This is a genomic window from Henriciella sp. (assembly GCF_029936995.1).
Taxonomy (GTDB): domain Bacteria; phylum Pseudomonadota; class Alphaproteobacteria; order Caulobacterales; family Hyphomonadaceae; genus Henriciella.
The window spans coordinates 125,893-141,211 of the sequence record NZ_JAPYRE010000005.1; the positions used below are offsets into that span (position 1 = coordinate 125,893).

Genomic DNA, 15,319 nt, shown 5'->3' on the forward strand with positions numbered 1-15,319 from the left:
GACTGGCCAGTTCAGTTGGTCGCCGCGCCTGCAAAGGCCTGGCTGAGATCGCGATAGAATGAAATACGCTGGCGCTGGCGCGGCGAAAGGGTGACGAGCGAGTCGGCTCCCGCAAGCGGCTGGGGCTCAAGGTCCTGATGAGCCAGCACCATCATGTCGTGCCACAACCGGGCAGGCAGGCCGCCGCCTGTAACCCGCGACATTGGGCTGTCATCATCATTGCCGACCCAGACGGCACCAACGCGAACCGCTGAAAAACCGGCAAACCATGCATCGCGCGATTCCTGGCTGGTGCCGGTCTTGCCGGCCAGCTGCCAGCCGTCGATCCGGGCCCGTGTGCCGGTACCTTCAGCGATGACGCGGGTCATCATGCCGACCATGGTTTCAGCATCTTCCTGATCATAGACGCGTTCGGGATCGTATTGCGGGCGCTCATAAAGGACATCGCCGCGCGAGTTGGAGATGCGCTCGACGATATAGGGGTCCATGCGTTTGCCGCCCGTCATGAAGACGCCATAGGCGCGCGCCATGTCCTTCAGGCTCACGCCCTGGCTGCCCAGTGCGATCGAGGGCAGGGGCCGCATGTCGCTGGTAATGCCGAAGCGTTTCGCCAGCGCGATGATTGATTCCTCACCGACTTCCTGTCCCAGCTGTGCGGCGACCGTATTGATGGAATCGCGCAGGGCTTCGGTCAGGGTCATGGCACCGGCATGAACGCGCGAATAGTTCTGAGGAGACCAGCCATCAATCGTGACCGGGCGGTCGCGGCGGATGTCATACGGGGTGATGCCGGACTGTATCGCTGCGGCATAGACAAAGGGCTTGAAGGCCGAACCCGGCTGGCGGCTGGCCTGCGTGGCGCGGTTGAACTGGCTCTCATTGTAATCGACCCCGCCATACATGGCGAGAATCCGGCCCTTAGGATCCATGATGATCGCGGCGGCCTGGCTGGCATTCTGCTTGCTGCCTTCCTCCTCCATGCGCTTGGCGAAAGCATCGTCAATCCCGGCCTGAAGCTCGGAGTCGATGGTCAGCTGGACGATAAGGTCGCCAGGCAGGGTCGGCAGGATTTCATTGATGCGTTCGGTGGCGACATCCAGCGCATAGCCGAACTGGGGATCGCGTTCTGGTGCGTCAGCAAGTGAGATGTCCTCGGCCTCGGCGGCTTCAGCCTCTTCCGGCCTGATGAAACCGGCATCGACCATTTCCCTAAGGACATAGCGCTGGCGTGGCTTGGCGTCGGTCATGTTGTCGGTCAGGGCAAGGCGTGAGGGGGCCTTGGGAAGAGTGGCGAGCAGGGATGCTTCGCCGATCGTCAACTCCTCCGGCTGCTTGCCGAAATAGAAGCGGGAGGCAGCCCCGAGCCCATAAAAACCGGCACCGAAATAGATGCGGTTGAGATAAAGTTCGAGCACTTCGTCCTTGCTGAGGCGTTCCTCGAGCCGCCGGGCGAGCCGGATTTCCTGCGCCTTGCGTTTCAGGGTCTGCTCAGGCGAAAGGACGAGATTCTTGACCAGCTGCTGGGTAATGGTCGAGGCACCAGAGACGGTCTCGCCAGCCGTGACGTTCGCCCATACGGCCCTGGCGATGGCGCGCGTGTCTGCGCCATTGTGTTCGTAGAAGCGTTTGTCTTCAGCGGCGATGAAGGCCTGCGGGACATGCGGTGGCAGGTTTTCGAGCTTGATGGCGCGGCCATAGCGCGGGCCGCGAATCGCCATGGTCTCGCCATTGGTATCGGTAAACTCGATCGCCTGCTCCCGGCCGGTTGCCCAGAGTTCGTCATTCGAGGGCAGGGACGGCATGCCGCGATAGAGGCTCTGCCAGTAAAGCCATACAACGATCAGCGCGATGAGGCAGAGGCTGAAGCCGGTAATCAGCGTCCATTTGAGGATCGGCCTATGGGACAGGAAACCGCCGCCATTGTCTGAACCGAGGGTGGGCGGACGGCCTGACTGGCTCCGGTTTGGGGGTCTTGCTGCCACGAAGCTCCTTCCAGTCCAGCTTTCGCCTCTCGGGTCGCGCTAATGTAATCTAATTGAGGCCATGTGAAGGCAGTGTGAATTTTCAAACGCCACGACAGGCAGATGTGTTGCAAATCTATCCCGCTCGACCTGCACAATCTGCATGGGCTGGCACTTGCCCGGCTTTTGCCATGCCGCGGCTCGTGGCCGCTGCGAGCTTCAGGCGTCCAGCCATTTCGCGGGCCGAGAGGTCGCTCGTCAGGCAGTCGAGGGCCGTGCCTGTATCCGCATCTATGACAAAGGCGAGCCCGGTGCGGGCTTTGTGCTTCTCCCATATCCATGTCGCCTTGTGCAGACGCAGGCGGGCTTCTGTTGCGGCAGACAGGCCGCGCCGGGCTTCGTCACTGGCTGTCATGGCGGTCAGGTCAATGTCGATGTAGCGAACCGTGCCGGACGGCGTCTCCTCAAGCGCACGAGCCAGCGCCGGTTCGAGGACATGACATCGCGCGCACCAGTCTGCTGTCAGGGCGATCACCTTGAGCGGCGCCTCACCGAGAGCTGCCTGTGGCGTGGCCAGGGCAAGCACCAGGAGGGCTGGAACACAGCGTATCATTTTACTCGCCGCCCGCTGGCCTCTAAGACAAACCAGAACCAGACCTAACAAGGATGTCATGCTCGATTTTCTGAATGACCTCATCGGAGGCAAGATCCTCATTGCCGTGCTTATTCCGCTCGGCCTGATTTTTACACTCTGGTCGAGGGGGGTCCAGTTCAGACTGTTCGGCTCCATGTTCTCCGTACTGGGACAAGGCTTCCAGCATGAAACCGACCAGCCGTCCTCCTTCCAGGCACTTGCCCTGTCTGTGGCCGGCCGTGTTGGTGGTGGTAACATCGCCGGTGTCGCCGCCGCCCTGGCGCTTGGCGGGCCGGGGGCGATCTTCTGGATGTGGGTGGTCGGCCTGGTCGGCATGGCGACCAGCTTCTTCGAATGTACGATTGCCCAGCTCTACAAGCAGAAGGAGCCGAATGGCGACTTCCGCGGCGGGCCGGCCTATTACATCAAGCACGGTCTCGGGAAGAAGCTCGGCAAGGGCGCGCCTGTCATGGGCTTTGTCTATTCGCTGCTTCTGCTCGTCACGTTCGGGTTCGCGTTCATCTGCTTCCAGAGTTTTGCGACTACCAGCTCCATCGATTCGGCCTTTGGCGCGCCCCGCATCGGGTCGGGCATCGTTCTGGCCCTCCTGATCAGTGTCGTCATCTTTGGCGGCGTCCGCCGGATTGCCAGCGTGGCGGAGGTCATCGTGCCGGTCATGGCGGTCTTCTATGCGCTGCTCGGGGCGTTTGTCCTGCTGACACACCTGCCGCAGATCCCCGGCGCATTCATGGAGATCGTGACCAGCGCCTTCGGGCTCAATGAAGCCGTCTCCGGCGGCATGGGCGCTGCCATCATGATGGGCGTCAATCGCGGCCTGTTTTCCAATGAAGCGGGTCTTGGCTCGGCCCCGAACGTGGCCGCAGCCGCCTATGTCGAGCATCCGGCCCAGCAGGGCATGGTCCAGTCGCTGTCGGTCTTCATTGATACGATCATCATGTGTACCTGCACGGCGCTGATCATCATCTTGTCATCGCAGTCCTATCTCGGTGTCTCCGATGACGCGCAGGGTGTGCTGACACAGCTTGCCCTGGCAGATCATGTCGGCGTCTGGGCGGAGTATTTCATCGCGGTCGCGCTGTTCCTCTTCGCCTTCTCCTCGATCATGTATTCCTACTATCTCGGGGAGAATGCGGTCGATTACTACATTCCGGACAACAAGCTTGCCGTGATGATCTACAGGGCCGTGGTGATCGGCTTTGTGCTGCTGGGGGCGACCATCCAGCTGGCAGACGTGCTGAGCTTTACCGACATCACGATGGGCCTGCTGGCACTGGTGAACCTGCTCGCCGTGGCGTTGCTGTTCCCCATCGGGCTACGCATCATGCGGGACTTCGACGAGCAGCGTAAGGCAGGCGTTAAAGTGCCGGTTTTCGATGTCGAGAAGTTCGATGATCTCGATCTCGACAAGGCGGCCTGGCAGCTGACAGAGCGCGAAGGCGTTGAGATCGACAGATCATAAAAGAAAGGCCGGTCCAGTGCGGACCGGCCTTCGTCTACTCGCGAGTGCTTGGGCGTCTACCCGAAGACGCGCGTGAAAATGCGGTCGACCTGCTTGAAATGATAGTCGAGGTCGAACAGGGCTTCGAGCTCATCATTGCTGAGTTTGGCTGTAACGTCGCCGTCGGCCTTGAGGTGGTCGAGGAAGGCGCCTTCGCCAGCCCAGGTCTTCATCGCATTGCGCTGGACGAGCGTATAGGATTCCTCCCGGCTGACACCGGCTTCGACAAGGGCAAGCAGGACACGCTGCGAGTTATGCAGGCCACCCATGCGCTCCATGTTCAGCATCATCCGGTCTGGATAGATCAGCAGGTTCTCGACAACCCCGGCAAGACGGTGCAGCGCGAAGTCCAGGTGGATGGTCGCGTCCGGGCCGATGCCGCGCTCGACGGAGGAATGCGAGATATCACGCTCATGCCAGAGCGCCACATTCTCCAGCGCAGGCGTGACCGCCGAGCGGATCAGGCGGGCCAGCCCGGTCAGATTTTCCGTCAGCACCGGATTGCGCTTGTGCGGCATCGCGGATGAACCCTTCTGGCCCTTGGAGAAGAACTCTTCGGCCTCGAGCACTTCGGTGCGCTGGAGGTGGCGGATCTCGGTGGCCAGCCGCTCGACCGACGAAGCGATGACGCCGAGCGTGGCGAAGAACATGGCATGACGATCACGCGGGATAACCTGCGTGGAGACCGGTTCCGGCTGAAGCCCGAGCTTTTCAGCGACATATTCCTCGATGCGTGGATCGATATTGGCGAAGGTGCCGACTGCGCCGGAGATCGCGCAGGTAGCGACTTCCTCGCGGGCGGCAACGAGGCGCGCACGGCCGCGGGCAAACTCGGCATGGAAGGTGGCGAGCGTCACACCGAAGGTCGTCGGTTCGGCATGGATGCCGTGACTGCGGCCGATCTTGGGGGTGTATTTATGCTCCTCGGCGCGCTTTTGCAGCGCGTCCAGAACGCGGTCCATACCCTTGAGAAGCAGGTCGCTGGCGCGCACCAGCTGCACATTGAGGCAGGTGTCGAGCACGTCAGACGAAGTCATGCCCTTGTGCAGGAAGCGGGCGGGCTCTCCGACATGTTCGGCAACATTGGTCAGGAAGGCGATGACGTCATGCTTCACCTCGGCCTCGATCTCGTCGATCCGCTCGACTTCAAAGCTGGCTTTCTCGCGCACGGCCTTCGAGGTGCCTTCGGGAATCTGGCCAAGGCTTTCCATGGCCTCGGCGGCGAGCGTCTCGATCTCCAGCCAGATGCCGTATTTGCTTTCCGGCGACCAGATGGCGGTCATGTCAGGGCGGGCATAGCGTTCGATCATGGGTGTCTCCGTCTGTTGCGCCGGGTTCTACGCATGTAGGCGGAAGGGGCAAGACCTTTGCTGAGCAATGAAGGGTTGGAAGGTCAGACTTCCTCCGCCAACACCCGTGGCAGTTTGAAGGTTACCGTTTCCTGCGCGGTGGTGATGTGCTCGACCTCGATGTCAAAACGCGCGCGGCAGGCGGCGATAAGGCCCTGGACGAGGTCTTCCGGCGCTGAGGCGCCTGCTGTCAGGCCGAGCGTGTCCACGCCTTCGAACCAGTCCCAGTTCACGTCCAGTGCGCTGGCGACAAGACGCGAATCCTTTGCCCCGGCGCGCTTGGCCACTTCCACGAGACGTTTGGAGTTCGACGAGGTTTCCGCCCCGATGACGAGGAAGAGGTCGGCCCCGTCGGCCATCGCTTTCACGGCTTCCTGGCGGTTGGTGGTTGCGTAGCAGATGTCTTCCTTGTGCGGTGTGGCGATGCCGGGAAAGCGCTCCTGCAGGATATTCACGATACTGGCCGTGTCATCGACAGACAGCGTGGTCTGGGTGACGAAGGCGGTATTGGCCGGATCCTGCGGGGTGAAGGCACGCGCATCGTCCTCTGTCTCGATCAGCGTGATCGCGCCATCCGGAAGCTGGCCCATCGTGCCGATAACTTCGGGGTGGCCGGCATGGCCGATCAGCACGATCTCGCGGCCTGCCTTGTGATGACGCTCGGCCTCGACATGCACCTTGGAGACGAGCGGGCAGGTCGCGTCGACATAGATCATCTCCCGGCGTTCGGCCTCGGCAGGCACCGCCTTGGGCACACCATGCGCGGAAAAGACGACCGGCCTGTCTACCGGGCACTCGTCCAGTTCCTCGACAAACACCGCGCCAAGCCCTTCAAGGCGTGAGACGACATGCTGGTTGTGCACGATTTCATGGCGCACATAGACGGGCGCGCCCCATTTCTCGAGGGCTTCCTCGACGATCTGGATTGCGCGGTCGACGCCCGCACAGAAGCCGCGTGGGGCGGCGAGCCGGATTGTAAGTTTGCGCCGTTCCATGGTCTTCCTCCTGCAGTGCAAGCAGATCGGGCGTTGCGCCATCGGCTGGTGCCCGGTAACACTCCCCCATTACATGGAGAGCCTGAAGGTTCAGGCCAAGAGTGACAAGGCATTCAATGATGCGCGTATTTGCCGTAATTGCAGCCGGACTGATGCTTGCCTCCTGCGGGAGCAACTCTGTGAGCCGGGCGCTGGACTCCCGCCAGAATGCCGGGCCATGCCCGCCAGCCTCGATTCTTTATGATGCCTCCCGTGTCGTCGAGCTTGATGGGGCAGGGCAGGATTACAACAATATCACCTACACCGGCGAGATGACCGATGTGGAGATGTTCTGCCGCTATGTAGACGACCAGCCGCTGCGCGCGTCCATCGAGATTGATTTCGCATTCGGCAAGGGGCCGCAGGCGACAGCGAACCAGCACCAGTACACTTACTGGGTGGCCGTGACGCGCCGCAGCTCCAAGGTTCTGGCCAAGCAGTACTTTTCCGTGGATGCCAATTTTGCCGATGGCAAGGTCGATGGCCGGACGGAAGTGGTCGAGGACATCGTAATCCCGCGTCTGGATTCGACGATTTCCGGGGCCAACTTCGAAGTGGTTGTAGGCTTTGATCTGACCGATGAGCAGCTGACCTTCAACCGCGAGGGCCGCCGTTACCGCCTCGACGCAGGCTCAGGCAGCTAGACAGCAGAAACAGGACAATCCGGGGACCAGCATGAGCGATCTCGCCACGGAACTTTCGGCGGCGTGTGCGGCCGCGTTTGAAGCTGAAGGCTTTGAAACCCGCTGGGGCGCGGTGCGCCGCTCCGACCGGCCGGAGCTGGCCGATTTCCAGTGTAATGGCTGCATGGGCGCGGCAAAGTCGCAGGGGCTCAATCCGCGTGAGCTGGCCGCGAAGGTCGCCGAGCGGATCAGCGGGCAGGGACCGATCGAGCGGGTCGACGTTGCCGGGCCGGGCTTTCTCAATATCCGGGTCAGCGGCGAGGCGCTGTCGAAACAGGCGGAATTCATCCGCGCGGATGAGAAAGCGGGCGGCGGCAGGCTGGAGCAGACTGAAAAGGTCGTGATCGATTTTGGCGGGCCGAACGTGGCCAAGCCGATGCATGTCGGACACCTGCGTTCAGCCGTGATCGGTGACACGCTGGTGCGCCTGTTCAGTTTCCTCGGGGATGATGTGACAGGGGATGCGCATCTTGGTGACTGGGGCCTGCAGATGGGCCATCTGATCACGGAGCTTTTTGCCGAGCAGCCCGATCTCGTCTATTTCGACCCCGATTTTTCCGGTCCGTACCCGGACGAACCGCCGGTCACGATTGACGATCTCGGACGCCTCTATCCGCAGGCGTCGGCCAAGGCGAAGGAAGACCCGCAGCGCAATGAGGCAAGCCAGCTGGCCGTGGCAGAGATGCAATCCGGCCATCCAGGCTACCGCGCGCTGCTGAAGCATTTTATCGATGTCTCGGTCGAGGCGCTGAAGGTCGATTACAGTTTTCTGGGGGTCGAGTTCGACCTCTGGAAGGGCGAAAGCGATGTCGACGGGCTGATTCCTGGCATGGTCGAGGACCTGAAGGACAAGAAGCTCGCCCGCATGGATGACGGTGCGTGGATCATCGATATTGCGCGCGACGGCGACAAGAAGGAAATGCCGCCCTTCATGCTGATCAATTCGCGCGGCGGCACCGGCTATCACTCCACCGACCTGGCAACCATCGTTGATCGGATGGACGAGATCGGGCCGGACCGTATTCTCTATGTCGTCGACCAGCGTCAGGCCCTGCACTTCGAGCAGGTCTTCCGCGCAGCCGATCTCGCCGGGCTTATCAGCGAGGACAGGCTGGAACATATCGGCTTCGGCACGGTGAACGGCACTGATGGCAAGCCTTTCAAGACGCGTGAAGGCGGCGTGCTGCGCCTGTCGGACCTCAACCGCATGGCGCTTGAGGAAGCTGAAAAGAAGATCGGCGAGGCCGGGCTGTCCGGCGATATCAGCGATGCCGAGCGCGGCAATATCGCCAAGCTGGTGGCGCGTGCGGCCCTGCGCTTTGCCGATCTCCAGAATGTGCGCACCACAAACTATGTCTTCGATCTCGAGCGCTTTACCAGCTTCGAGGGCAAGACCGGGCCGTACATGTTGTATGCCGCGGTGCGGATCAAATCCCTGTTGCGCCGCGCGAAAGAGGCAGGCAACGCGCCGGGGCCTGTCAGCATCGAGCGCGATACAGAGCGCGCGCTCGTGCTCGCCATGGACGGGTTTGCCGGGGCACTCGCTCATGCCCATGCCAAGCGCCAGCCGCATGTCCTGTGTGAACATGTCTATTCACTCGCCCAAGCGTTCAGCGCGCTTTATGCCGATGCGCCGATTGCGAACGCAGATGATGAGGCAGTGCGCGCCTCACGGCTTGGCCTGTGCGAGGCGGTGCTGAAGCAACTTGAAGCCGGGCTTGGCATTCTCGGCATCGAAGCGCCGGAGCGGATGTAGCCTACGCCGGCGATTCCTTAACGAAACAGCCGCAAATCTTTACGCTTCCTAACAGGCTTTAAGACTTCGCGTTCAAAAATGAATGTGAAGCGGCCCTGCTGGTAACCTTAACGCAAGGGCCTCACGCATACGCTGCCCATTCAAGGCGCAGACATATGAGGAGGCTGCCATGCTGTATGACCTGATCAGGTTCACGGCGAAGAAGACCGGGCTGAGCGATGCTCAGGCGCGCCAGGCGCTGGGCATTCTCTTTAACACCGCAGAACGCCAGGGCGCATCCATGGTCCAGGTCGTTTTCGACCATGTGCCGGGCGCGCGTCTCCTGTCGACCAGTACGGGCATCCAGACGGGGGCTGCCACCGGCCCGATTGCCCAGCTGATCGAGCAGACACCGGGCGGGCGCCGTCATATGGCCATGACCATGTTTTCCCGTTTTCACGAAATCGGGCTGGGGCATGAACAGGTGTCACGCCTGTTGGGCTGCGTCGGCACGTATATGAAGAAAACTCACAAGGTCGATGGCATTGGCCATCTTGGTGACCTTGTGGCTGTTGATGCGGCGCATGAGGACGTGCCGCACCGCGCGGTTGCCTGACAAGGCCCGCTTCGGTTTCGACTTCAGGAACGGCCTGTACGCTCTCCATGCGGCAGGCCTTTTCTTTTGGCAGCGCCCGGACTAGCAAACAGGCCATGACAAAAGATGCTGGCCTGACCGATTCCCTGCCCGACCTTCAGATCAAGGCGCCCGGCGATGCCGTTGCGAAGCTGCCGGAGGGCGCCGATGAGTCCGTACTCTCGGCCCTCATCATTCGTGCCATGCAGGCACACGCCGATTCGCTTGCCGAGGCCCGGCAGGCTAGGACTGTCTCTGTCAGCCTTGACATGACCGGCAAACCCTTTGCCGGCGGCGAGGTCTCTCTACGCTCGAAAGTCGACCGGCAGACACGCACCATCATTTTCATGGGCGGTGAGCTGTGTGTGCAGGGGGATGTCATTCAGAAGGCGACGGCTATTTTCCGTCTGACCGAAGCAGGCTAGGCAACTGCATCTCGCGCAGAGAGTTTTGTGAACATTGCAGATGTGAAGCTTTACAAGCCGCTGTGCTCTGCACAGGATCGCGCAGCATATTCGCATGCATGGCCGCCTGAGCGGACCTATATGTGTGTGGTGTGAGGGCTTAGGGCAGGAAGGGCAGATGATGCACCAATCGATATTGGGTGTGGCCTGATGCGGCGGTATCAGACCGAGACGCCTGAAGGCGAGATGAAGGCTATCGAGTTCGGCAATCCCGAGATGGACACTGCCGCGATATGGCTGCACGCGACCGGTTTCAACGCCATGACCTACCAGTCCATACTGGCGCCGCTGGGCCAGCGCACACGTGTGGCCGCGCTGGATATGCGCGGACATGGACGCACGACCCTTCCCGCAGAGCCGAAGTCCCTGAAATCCTGGCACACCTACCGTGATGACGTGATCGAGTTCCTCGAGAAAACGGTCACGAAGCCTGTCGTCCTGAGCGGTCATTCGATGGGTGGTTGCGTGGCGCTTCTGGTGGCGGGCAAGCGTCCGGACCTCGTGAAGGGCCTTGTTCTTGTCGACCCGGTCATCCTGTCAAAGCGCTTTTATTTCATGAAGCACGCCTTTCCGTTTCTCGGCCCGCTCATGAGTGCCGGCAATGGCATGTCCCGCCAGGCCCGCAAGCGCCGGGCAGAGTTTGCAAGCCCCGCTGACGCCAAGAAAGCTTACAAGGGGCGCGGGGCCTTCAAGACGTGGCGTGAACCCTTCCTGGAGGACTATCTCACGGATGGCCTGACCCGCACCGAGGGGAATGAGGCCGACAGTGATGGCGAAAGCTGGCGGCTTAGCTGTGACCCGGCCTGGGAGGCGGCGACATTCAATGCGCAGCGCAACCAGCCGTGGGGCGCGCTGAAGACAGTTCGCGCGGAAAACATCCCGACAGTAATCCTGCGGCCGACGCAGGCGCCTGTGATGACGAAACGGGTTACCAATCTCATCATCTCGAAATATCCGGGGATTATCCTGAAGGAGCGTCCCTACACCTCGCATTTCCACCCGATGGAAGTGCCCTATGAGGTGCGCAGTGAGCTTTCGACAACGATCTCACGCCTGATTGACGGGTTCTCTGCTGCCGATGAAGGCGCGGTGCGTCGCAGCTTCCACGGCTCCGGAGAGTTCGGAGATTTTGACCGTTAGGCCCTGCTGGCGCCAGTTGCGATCAGAGTGAGAGATTGCCCGGCGCGAGACTGGCGAGGTCATCCATCATGCCGGCGGGTGTCGCGATCACCTTGCGTTCATTCATGTCGAAGGTGACGGCGACAACTTCAGCCGTTATCCAGGGCCGGCCAGTCAGGGGGTCCAGCACCCAGTGGACCAGCGAGTGGGTTTTCTCCTCGGCCTTCGCCAGTGCCGTACGCACCTGGAAAAGGTCGCCTGCGCGCGGCCAGCGCCGGTAGATGATCCGGTTTTCCAGAACGGCGGCGCCCATCTTGCGGCCCGGCACCGAATTGGCGACGCGGGTGCGCCAGTCATAGAGCAGGTTCGGTACTGAATCTGACACCCGCCCAATGAACCATGACGGCGCCATGCGTCCGAACAGGTCACAATGCTGGGGCGGGACCATGCCCTGTCCGATAACACTCACTCCCTGCGCGTCGGCAATTTCTTTCGAAATATCCTCATCCGGCAGCGGCGTCTTTTCCACATCCAGCCCGCGCGGTGCGGTCTGCGCAGGCGGGGTGTCCCTGAAACTTTCCAGCGCGGCGCGTGTGCGATCACTCCAGCTGAAAGGTTTCAGCGTACGCGCATCGACATGCTCCAGACGTGTGCGGAAGGCAGCGGCTACCGTCCCGTCGCCATGTGTCAGTTGCTGGTAGACGGTTGCCGTCGTGTCGTCTGTTTCAAGCACGCAGCCTGTCATCGAAAGCGGACGGCCGGGATGGACTTCGCGTATGAAGCGGATGTGCTGTTCACGCGGGATCAGCGTGGAAGGGGCATTTTCGCGGTAGATGTGGCTGAGATGTGAACGCCCGGCCAGCATGCCGAGCCCTTCGAATGCCTTTTCGAGATAGACGCGCACATTCATGTGCCCCATCTCGTCGCAATCCCACGTATTCGCGCTTCCCTTCCAGAGATCGATCAAGGAATCAGCCTCCACCTTGCTTCAATCCGGAGGGGTAGCGCCGGGCTGTTGCGTGCGCAATACGAAAGGCGAAATCACTTTGGCCGGGCGGGCACGGCGTGGCCTCAGGACGCGCATTTCCGGCAAAGTCCGCGCGCCTCGATCACGGCGTGATGCATCGCAAAGCCTGCCGCCTCTGTTTCTGCCTTGAGGGCCTCGGTCGTGGTGATGGCATGAAGTTCTTCCGCACCCCCACATTCCTCGCAGATGAGAAAAACGGCAGAGTGCTTATGGCTGGCATGGCCGCAGGCGACATAGGCGTTGAGGCTTTCGATCTTGTGGGCAAGCCCCACTTCCTGAAGGAAATCCAGCGCCCGGTAGACAGTCGGCGGCTTTGCCGAGCCTTCGCCATCGAGATTGGCAAGCAGGTCATATGCCTTTGAAGGCTCGGCGCTTTCCAGCAGCAGGCGCAGCACCTTGCGGCGAATCCTTGTCAGCCGCTGGCCCTTGCGGATGGCCAGCTTCTCGGCCTCTTCAAGAAAGGCTTCGACATCCTGCGGGCTGCAGGGTGTGTTGACGTGGACATGCGTATGCGGGTCAGCTTGAGCCATCCGCGCCAATGTCGGACGTTTCGGCGCAGATTTCCAGCCCTAGCTTGTGGCAACCGGATCAGACGGCCGGGCAGACACCATCATTCTCGCCCATTTCGGTCAGCATCTCATTCATCACTTCGTTAAAGGATGAGAGGATATCGGCGAAGGATTCGTCCGCGTCGCCGTCACCGTCTTCCGGCAGGAGCGAGCCTGAGACGAGTTTGTCGACAGCCTCGCGCGCGTTTTCGTCGGTTTCTTCCATACGTTCTGAGACCTTGGCAAAGAAAGCCTGGATGTCTTCGCGGTCATCGCCATCATCCTTCAGCGTCGCGCCAAGGCAGGTGCAGACCGCATCAGGGGTCGTCCCAGCAGCGCGCAGGTCTGTATTCAGTGTCATATCCCCCATGACGAGCTTGCACTGGGAGAACATTTCGCTCTTTTCCTCGCTGCTTTGCCCGCAGGCCGTCAGGATGAGGGCGGCACCGGAAACAAGGCCGGCAAACATTGCTGTTTTCATCTGGTAAACTCCATTCCCGCACGCGCCACCGGGGGCGCTGCGCAACTTGATTGCGATGTGGGAGGTTAACGGACGGACAGAAAAAAGGGTTCCGCCCACGGCGAGATTGCTTTGGAGATGCTACGGCGTCGGCCTGATCTACAGGCCGAGTTGCCGGGCTGTGAGATCGCGCATGATCTCTTCAGATCCGCCACCGATCGCCATGACACGAACCTCGCGGTAGATCCGCTCGACCCTGTGGCCGCGGATGAAGCCTGCCCCACCGAGGATCTGCATGGCCTCGCGGGCGCAGAATTCCATCGTTTCCGTGGCCTGTACCTTCAACATGGCAAGTTCGGCGATCGGGGCTTCCCCATTCTGGACGCGCCAGGTGCATTGGTCGAGAAAGGCGGTTGTCGCCCAGACCCGCTGGGCCATCGAGGAAATCTTGTGACGAATGACCTGATGGTCGGCCAGCCGCTTGCCGAAGGTCTCGCGCTGTTTGGCCCAGGCGGCAGCTTCCTCGATACAGACCCGCGCATAGGCAGCAGCCTGTGCCGCCATGCCAAGGCGTTCGCCATTGAAATTTGCCATGACACCCAGAAAGCCCTTGTCGACCTCGCCGATGAGGTTTTCCGGCGGCACGAAGACATCATCGAAGTGAATGGTCGCCGTGTCAGAGGCCCACCAGCCCATCTTGTCCAGACCCGTGCGTGAAACCCCTTCCGATTCCAGGTCGATGAGCATAAGCGACACCCCGCCCATGCCCGGTCCACCTGTGCGTACAGCCGTAGTCAGCCATTTCGAGGTCATGCCGCCTGTAATGTATGTCTTCGCCCCGTTGACCACCCAGCCATTGCCGGAGCGTTTGGCACTGGTCTTGAGCTGGGCGACATCGGAGCCAGCACCGGGTTCTGTGATGCCGAGGCTGATCTGTTTTTTGCCTGACAGGACTTGCGGTGCGATCTCGCGTTTCATGTCTTCGCTGCCGCCGACCATGACAGGCGGCAGGCCGATACCGTGGATCATCAGGGCGGACGACACACCGCCGGCACCCATGCGGGCAAGCTCTTCAGAGGTAACCGTGCCGTGGAAGCGGTCATACTCTGTGCCCGCACCGCCATACTCTTCCGGATAGCCCATGCCGATCAGGCCGGCTTCGGCCGCCTTGGGAAAGACATCGCGTGAAATCCGGCCAGCTTCTTCCCACTCGTCGATATTGGGAACGAGTTCCTTCTCCACGAAGCTGCGAACAGAGTTGCGCCACATGGCGTGGGTGTCGTCCATCCACGGGGCAGGCGCGCGGAGGCTGTCGAAGGTAATGTCGCGATATTTTGCCATGTGCACGATCCTGACGCCTGAAACGGTAAACTCAATCCGTGACGTCGGGATATGGCGTGCGCTTGCAGGCGACACGCAGGCACAGACTTTAACGCGTCACTGTCTGCCCCATATCTCCATGGTGCTTCGATACACATCCTCTTCCGACGGCCTGGAGCGTCCGCGCGAGCCGGTTTTCAATGGCTTTCCGGCCATAGTGCTGATCCTGTCAGCAGCAATAATCGGCGTGTCGGCTATCGGCTTTCTGGCCGGCGATGAAGTGCTGAACTGGCTCTATTATGCTTTCGCTCTGATCCATGATCCGCAGATAAACTATATCGGCAGGCCGTTCGGCGCGATCGGGCCGGTCTTCCTGCATGTCTTCCTGCATGGCGGGCTATTCCACCTGATCATGAACATGACGGTGATGGTCGCTTTCGGTCCGGCTATCGCAAAAGCTATGGGGCCGGGCATGAAAGGGGCGGTCGGTTTCCTGCTCTTCTTTTTCCTGTGCGCCGCAGCTGGCGCACTGTTTCAGCTCGGCTGGTCATGGATCGTCAGTGAGAAGATTACCGCTATCGGGGCTTCTTCGGCCCTTTCCGGGTTCTTTGCAGCAGGCGGCTGGCTTATGGGCGGCTTGAGGGGCGCGGTCCGGCTTTCGGCTCCGTGGCTCGTTATCAACGTTGTGATCGCTGTGATCGGCAATGCGATCACCCAGTCCCTGTTCGGGATGCAGCTTGCCTGGGCGGCCCATATTGGCGGGCTGGCCGGAGGGTTCGTGCTATTTCCGTTCATTGTGGCGCTGTTCAATCCGCGCCTGCGGTTGCGTTGA

General features: G+C 61.1%; 15 protein-coding genes. 7 read left to right on the top strand and 8 right to left on the bottom strand.

Features of this window, described 5'->3' with window-relative positions; genetic code table 11:
• Window positions 1-11: 11 nt before the first annotated feature.
• Both Q1K31_RS12680 and Q1K31_RS12685 read right to left on the bottom strand, forming a co-directional pair.
• The gene (locus tag Q1K31_RS12680) at window positions 12-1,982 is read right to left on the bottom strand and encodes a transglycosylase domain-containing protein (protein WP_300380121.1); all 1,971 of its coding nucleotides are present in this window, start codon (window positions 1,980-1,982) and stop codon (window positions 12-14) included.
• A 115-nt stretch (window positions 1,983-2,097) separates the two neighbouring features.
• Entirely contained in the window at window positions 2,098-2,574 is a 477-nt protein-coding gene (locus tag Q1K31_RS12685) for a thioredoxin family protein (protein WP_300380123.1), read from the bottom strand.
• A gap of 58 nt (window positions 2,575-2,632) precedes the next feature.
• On the opposite strand from Q1K31_RS12685, the gene Q1K31_RS12690 reads away from it, so the two are divergent.
• Window positions 2,633-4,075: a sodium:alanine symporter family protein gene (locus tag Q1K31_RS12690; RefSeq protein WP_300380126.1), complete on the top strand. Its 1,443-nt coding sequence runs from the start codon at window positions 2,633-2,635 to the stop codon at window positions 4,073-4,075.
• Window positions 4,076-4,131: 56 nt separating this feature from the next.
• On the opposite strand, the gene purB is transcribed toward Q1K31_RS12690, so the two are convergent.
• On the bottom strand, window positions 4,132-5,424 hold the full coding sequence (gene purB / locus Q1K31_RS12695) for an adenylosuccinate lyase (protein ID WP_300380128.1): 1,293 nt from the start codon (window positions 5,422-5,424) through the stop codon (window positions 4,132-4,134).
• A gap of 83 nt (window positions 5,425-5,507) precedes the next feature.
• Window positions 5,508-6,458 carry a 4-hydroxy-3-methylbut-2-enyl diphosphate reductase gene (ispH, locus tag Q1K31_RS12700; RefSeq protein WP_300380131.1) on the bottom strand — a complete coding sequence of 317 codons (951 nt, stop codon included), beginning with the start codon at window positions 6,456-6,458 and terminating at the stop codon, window positions 5,508-5,510.
• A gap of 116 nt (window positions 6,459-6,574) precedes the next feature.
• Here ispH and Q1K31_RS12705 point away from each other — a divergent pair, with 116 nt between their 5' ends.
• The 5 genes from Q1K31_RS12705 (at window position 6,575) to Q1K31_RS12725 (ending at window position 11,153) form a co-directional block, all read left to right on the top strand.
• Window positions 6,575-7,141, top strand: a complete 567-nt coding sequence (locus Q1K31_RS12705) for a hypothetical protein (protein ID WP_300380134.1) — start codon at window positions 6,575-6,577, stop codon at window positions 7,139-7,141.
• A gap of 31 nt (window positions 7,142-7,172) precedes the next feature.
• Window positions 7,173-8,936 carry an arginine--tRNA ligase gene (gene argS, locus Q1K31_RS12710; RefSeq protein ID WP_300380137.1) on the top strand — a complete coding sequence of 588 codons (1,764 nt, stop codon included), beginning with the start codon at window positions 7,173-7,175 and terminating at the stop codon, window positions 8,934-8,936.
• A 169-nt stretch (window positions 8,937-9,105) separates the two neighbouring features.
• Complete coding sequence (locus Q1K31_RS12715; RefSeq protein ID WP_300380140.1) at window positions 9,106-9,531, top strand: hypothetical protein; 426 nt, start codon at window positions 9,106-9,108, stop codon at window positions 9,529-9,531.
• Window positions 9,532-9,626: 95 nt separating this feature from the next.
• The gene (locus Q1K31_RS12720; RefSeq protein WP_300380143.1) at window positions 9,627-9,974 is read left to right on the top strand and encodes an acyl-CoA thioesterase domain-containing protein; all 348 of its coding nucleotides are present in this window, start codon (window positions 9,627-9,629) and stop codon (window positions 9,972-9,974) included.
• Between the two features lie 189 nt (window positions 9,975-10,163).
• Window positions 10,164-11,153: an alpha/beta hydrolase gene (locus tag Q1K31_RS12725; RefSeq protein WP_300380145.1), complete on the top strand. Its 990-nt coding sequence runs from the start codon at window positions 10,164-10,166 to the stop codon at window positions 11,151-11,153.
• 22 nt (window positions 11,154-11,175) lie between these two features.
• Here Q1K31_RS12725 and Q1K31_RS12730 read toward each other — a convergent pair whose 3' ends face one another.
• The 4 genes from Q1K31_RS12730 to Q1K31_RS12745 all read right to left on the bottom strand — a co-directional run bounded on the left by Q1K31_RS12730 (window position 11,176) and on the right by Q1K31_RS12745 (window position 14,508).
• A complete protein-coding gene (locus tag Q1K31_RS12730; RefSeq protein WP_300380147.1) occupies window positions 11,176-12,099 on the bottom strand; it encodes a thioesterase family protein in 924 nt (307 codons plus the stop codon).
• 104 nt (window positions 12,100-12,203) lie between these two features.
• Window positions 12,204-12,689, bottom strand: a complete 486-nt coding sequence (locus Q1K31_RS12735; RefSeq protein ID WP_300380149.1) for a transcriptional repressor — start codon at window positions 12,687-12,689, stop codon at window positions 12,204-12,206.
• Window positions 12,690-12,747: 58 nt separating this feature from the next.
• A complete protein-coding gene (locus tag Q1K31_RS12740) occupies window positions 12,748-13,188 on the bottom strand; it encodes a hypothetical protein (protein WP_300380151.1) in 441 nt (146 codons plus the stop codon).
• Window positions 13,189-13,326: 138 nt separating this feature from the next.
• Window positions 13,327-14,508: an acyl-CoA dehydrogenase family protein gene (locus tag Q1K31_RS12745; RefSeq protein ID WP_300380154.1), complete on the bottom strand. Its 1,182-nt coding sequence runs from the start codon at window positions 14,506-14,508 to the stop codon at window positions 13,327-13,329.
• Between Q1K31_RS12745 and Q1K31_RS12750 the strand changes: the two genes are divergently transcribed.
• Window positions 14,489-15,319, top strand: coding sequence for a rhomboid family intramembrane serine protease (locus Q1K31_RS12750; protein ID WP_300380156.1), 831 nt, complete (start codon window positions 14,489-14,491; stop codon window positions 15,317-15,319). The two genes, Q1K31_RS12745 and Q1K31_RS12750, sit on opposite strands and share 20 nt — an antisense overlap.

Bases quoted from the DNA above. Each gene is read 5' to 3' on its own strand.
- Q1K31_RS12740 (WP_300380151.1), bottom strand. From the start codon at position 13,188: ATGAAAACAGCAATGTTTGCCGGCCTTGTTTCCGGTGCCGCCCTCATC.
- Q1K31_RS12750 (WP_300380156.1), top strand. From the start codon at position 14,489: ATGTCGCGATATTTTGCCATGTGCACGATCCTGACGCCTGAAACGGTA.
- Q1K31_RS12705 (WP_300380134.1), top strand. From the start codon at position 6,575: ATGATGCGCGTATTTGCCGTAATTGCAGCCGGACTGATGCTTGCCTCC.
- ispH (WP_300380131.1), bottom strand. From the start codon at position 6,458: ATGGAACGGCGCAAACTTACAATCCGGCTCGCCGCCCCACGCGGCTTC.
- Q1K31_RS12745 (WP_300380154.1), bottom strand. From the start codon at position 14,508: ATGGCAAAATATCGCGACATTACCTTCGACAGCCTCCGCGCGCCTGCC.
- Q1K31_RS12685 (WP_300380123.1), bottom strand. From the start codon at position 2,574: ATGATACGCTGTGTTCCAGCCCTCCTGGTGCTTGCCCTGGCCACGCCA.
- Q1K31_RS12735 (WP_300380149.1), bottom strand. From the start codon at position 12,689: ATGGCTCAAGCTGACCCGCATACGCATGTCCACGTCAACACACCCTGC.
- purB (WP_300380128.1), bottom strand. From the start codon at position 5,424: ATGATCGAACGCTATGCCCGCCCTGACATGACCGCCATCTGGTCGCCG.
- Q1K31_RS12690 (WP_300380126.1), top strand. From the start codon at position 2,633: ATGCTCGATTTTCTGAATGACCTCATCGGAGGCAAGATCCTCATTGCC.
- Q1K31_RS12725 (WP_300380145.1), top strand. From the start codon at position 10,164: ATGCGGCGGTATCAGACCGAGACGCCTGAAGGCGAGATGAAGGCTATC.
- argS (WP_300380137.1), top strand. From the start codon at position 7,173: ATGAGCGATCTCGCCACGGAACTTTCGGCGGCGTGTGCGGCCGCGTTT.
- Q1K31_RS12720 (WP_300380143.1), top strand. From the start codon at position 9,627: ATGACAAAAGATGCTGGCCTGACCGATTCCCTGCCCGACCTTCAGATC.
- Q1K31_RS12715 (WP_300380140.1), top strand. From the start codon at position 9,106: ATGCTGTATGACCTGATCAGGTTCACGGCGAAGAAGACCGGGCTGAGC.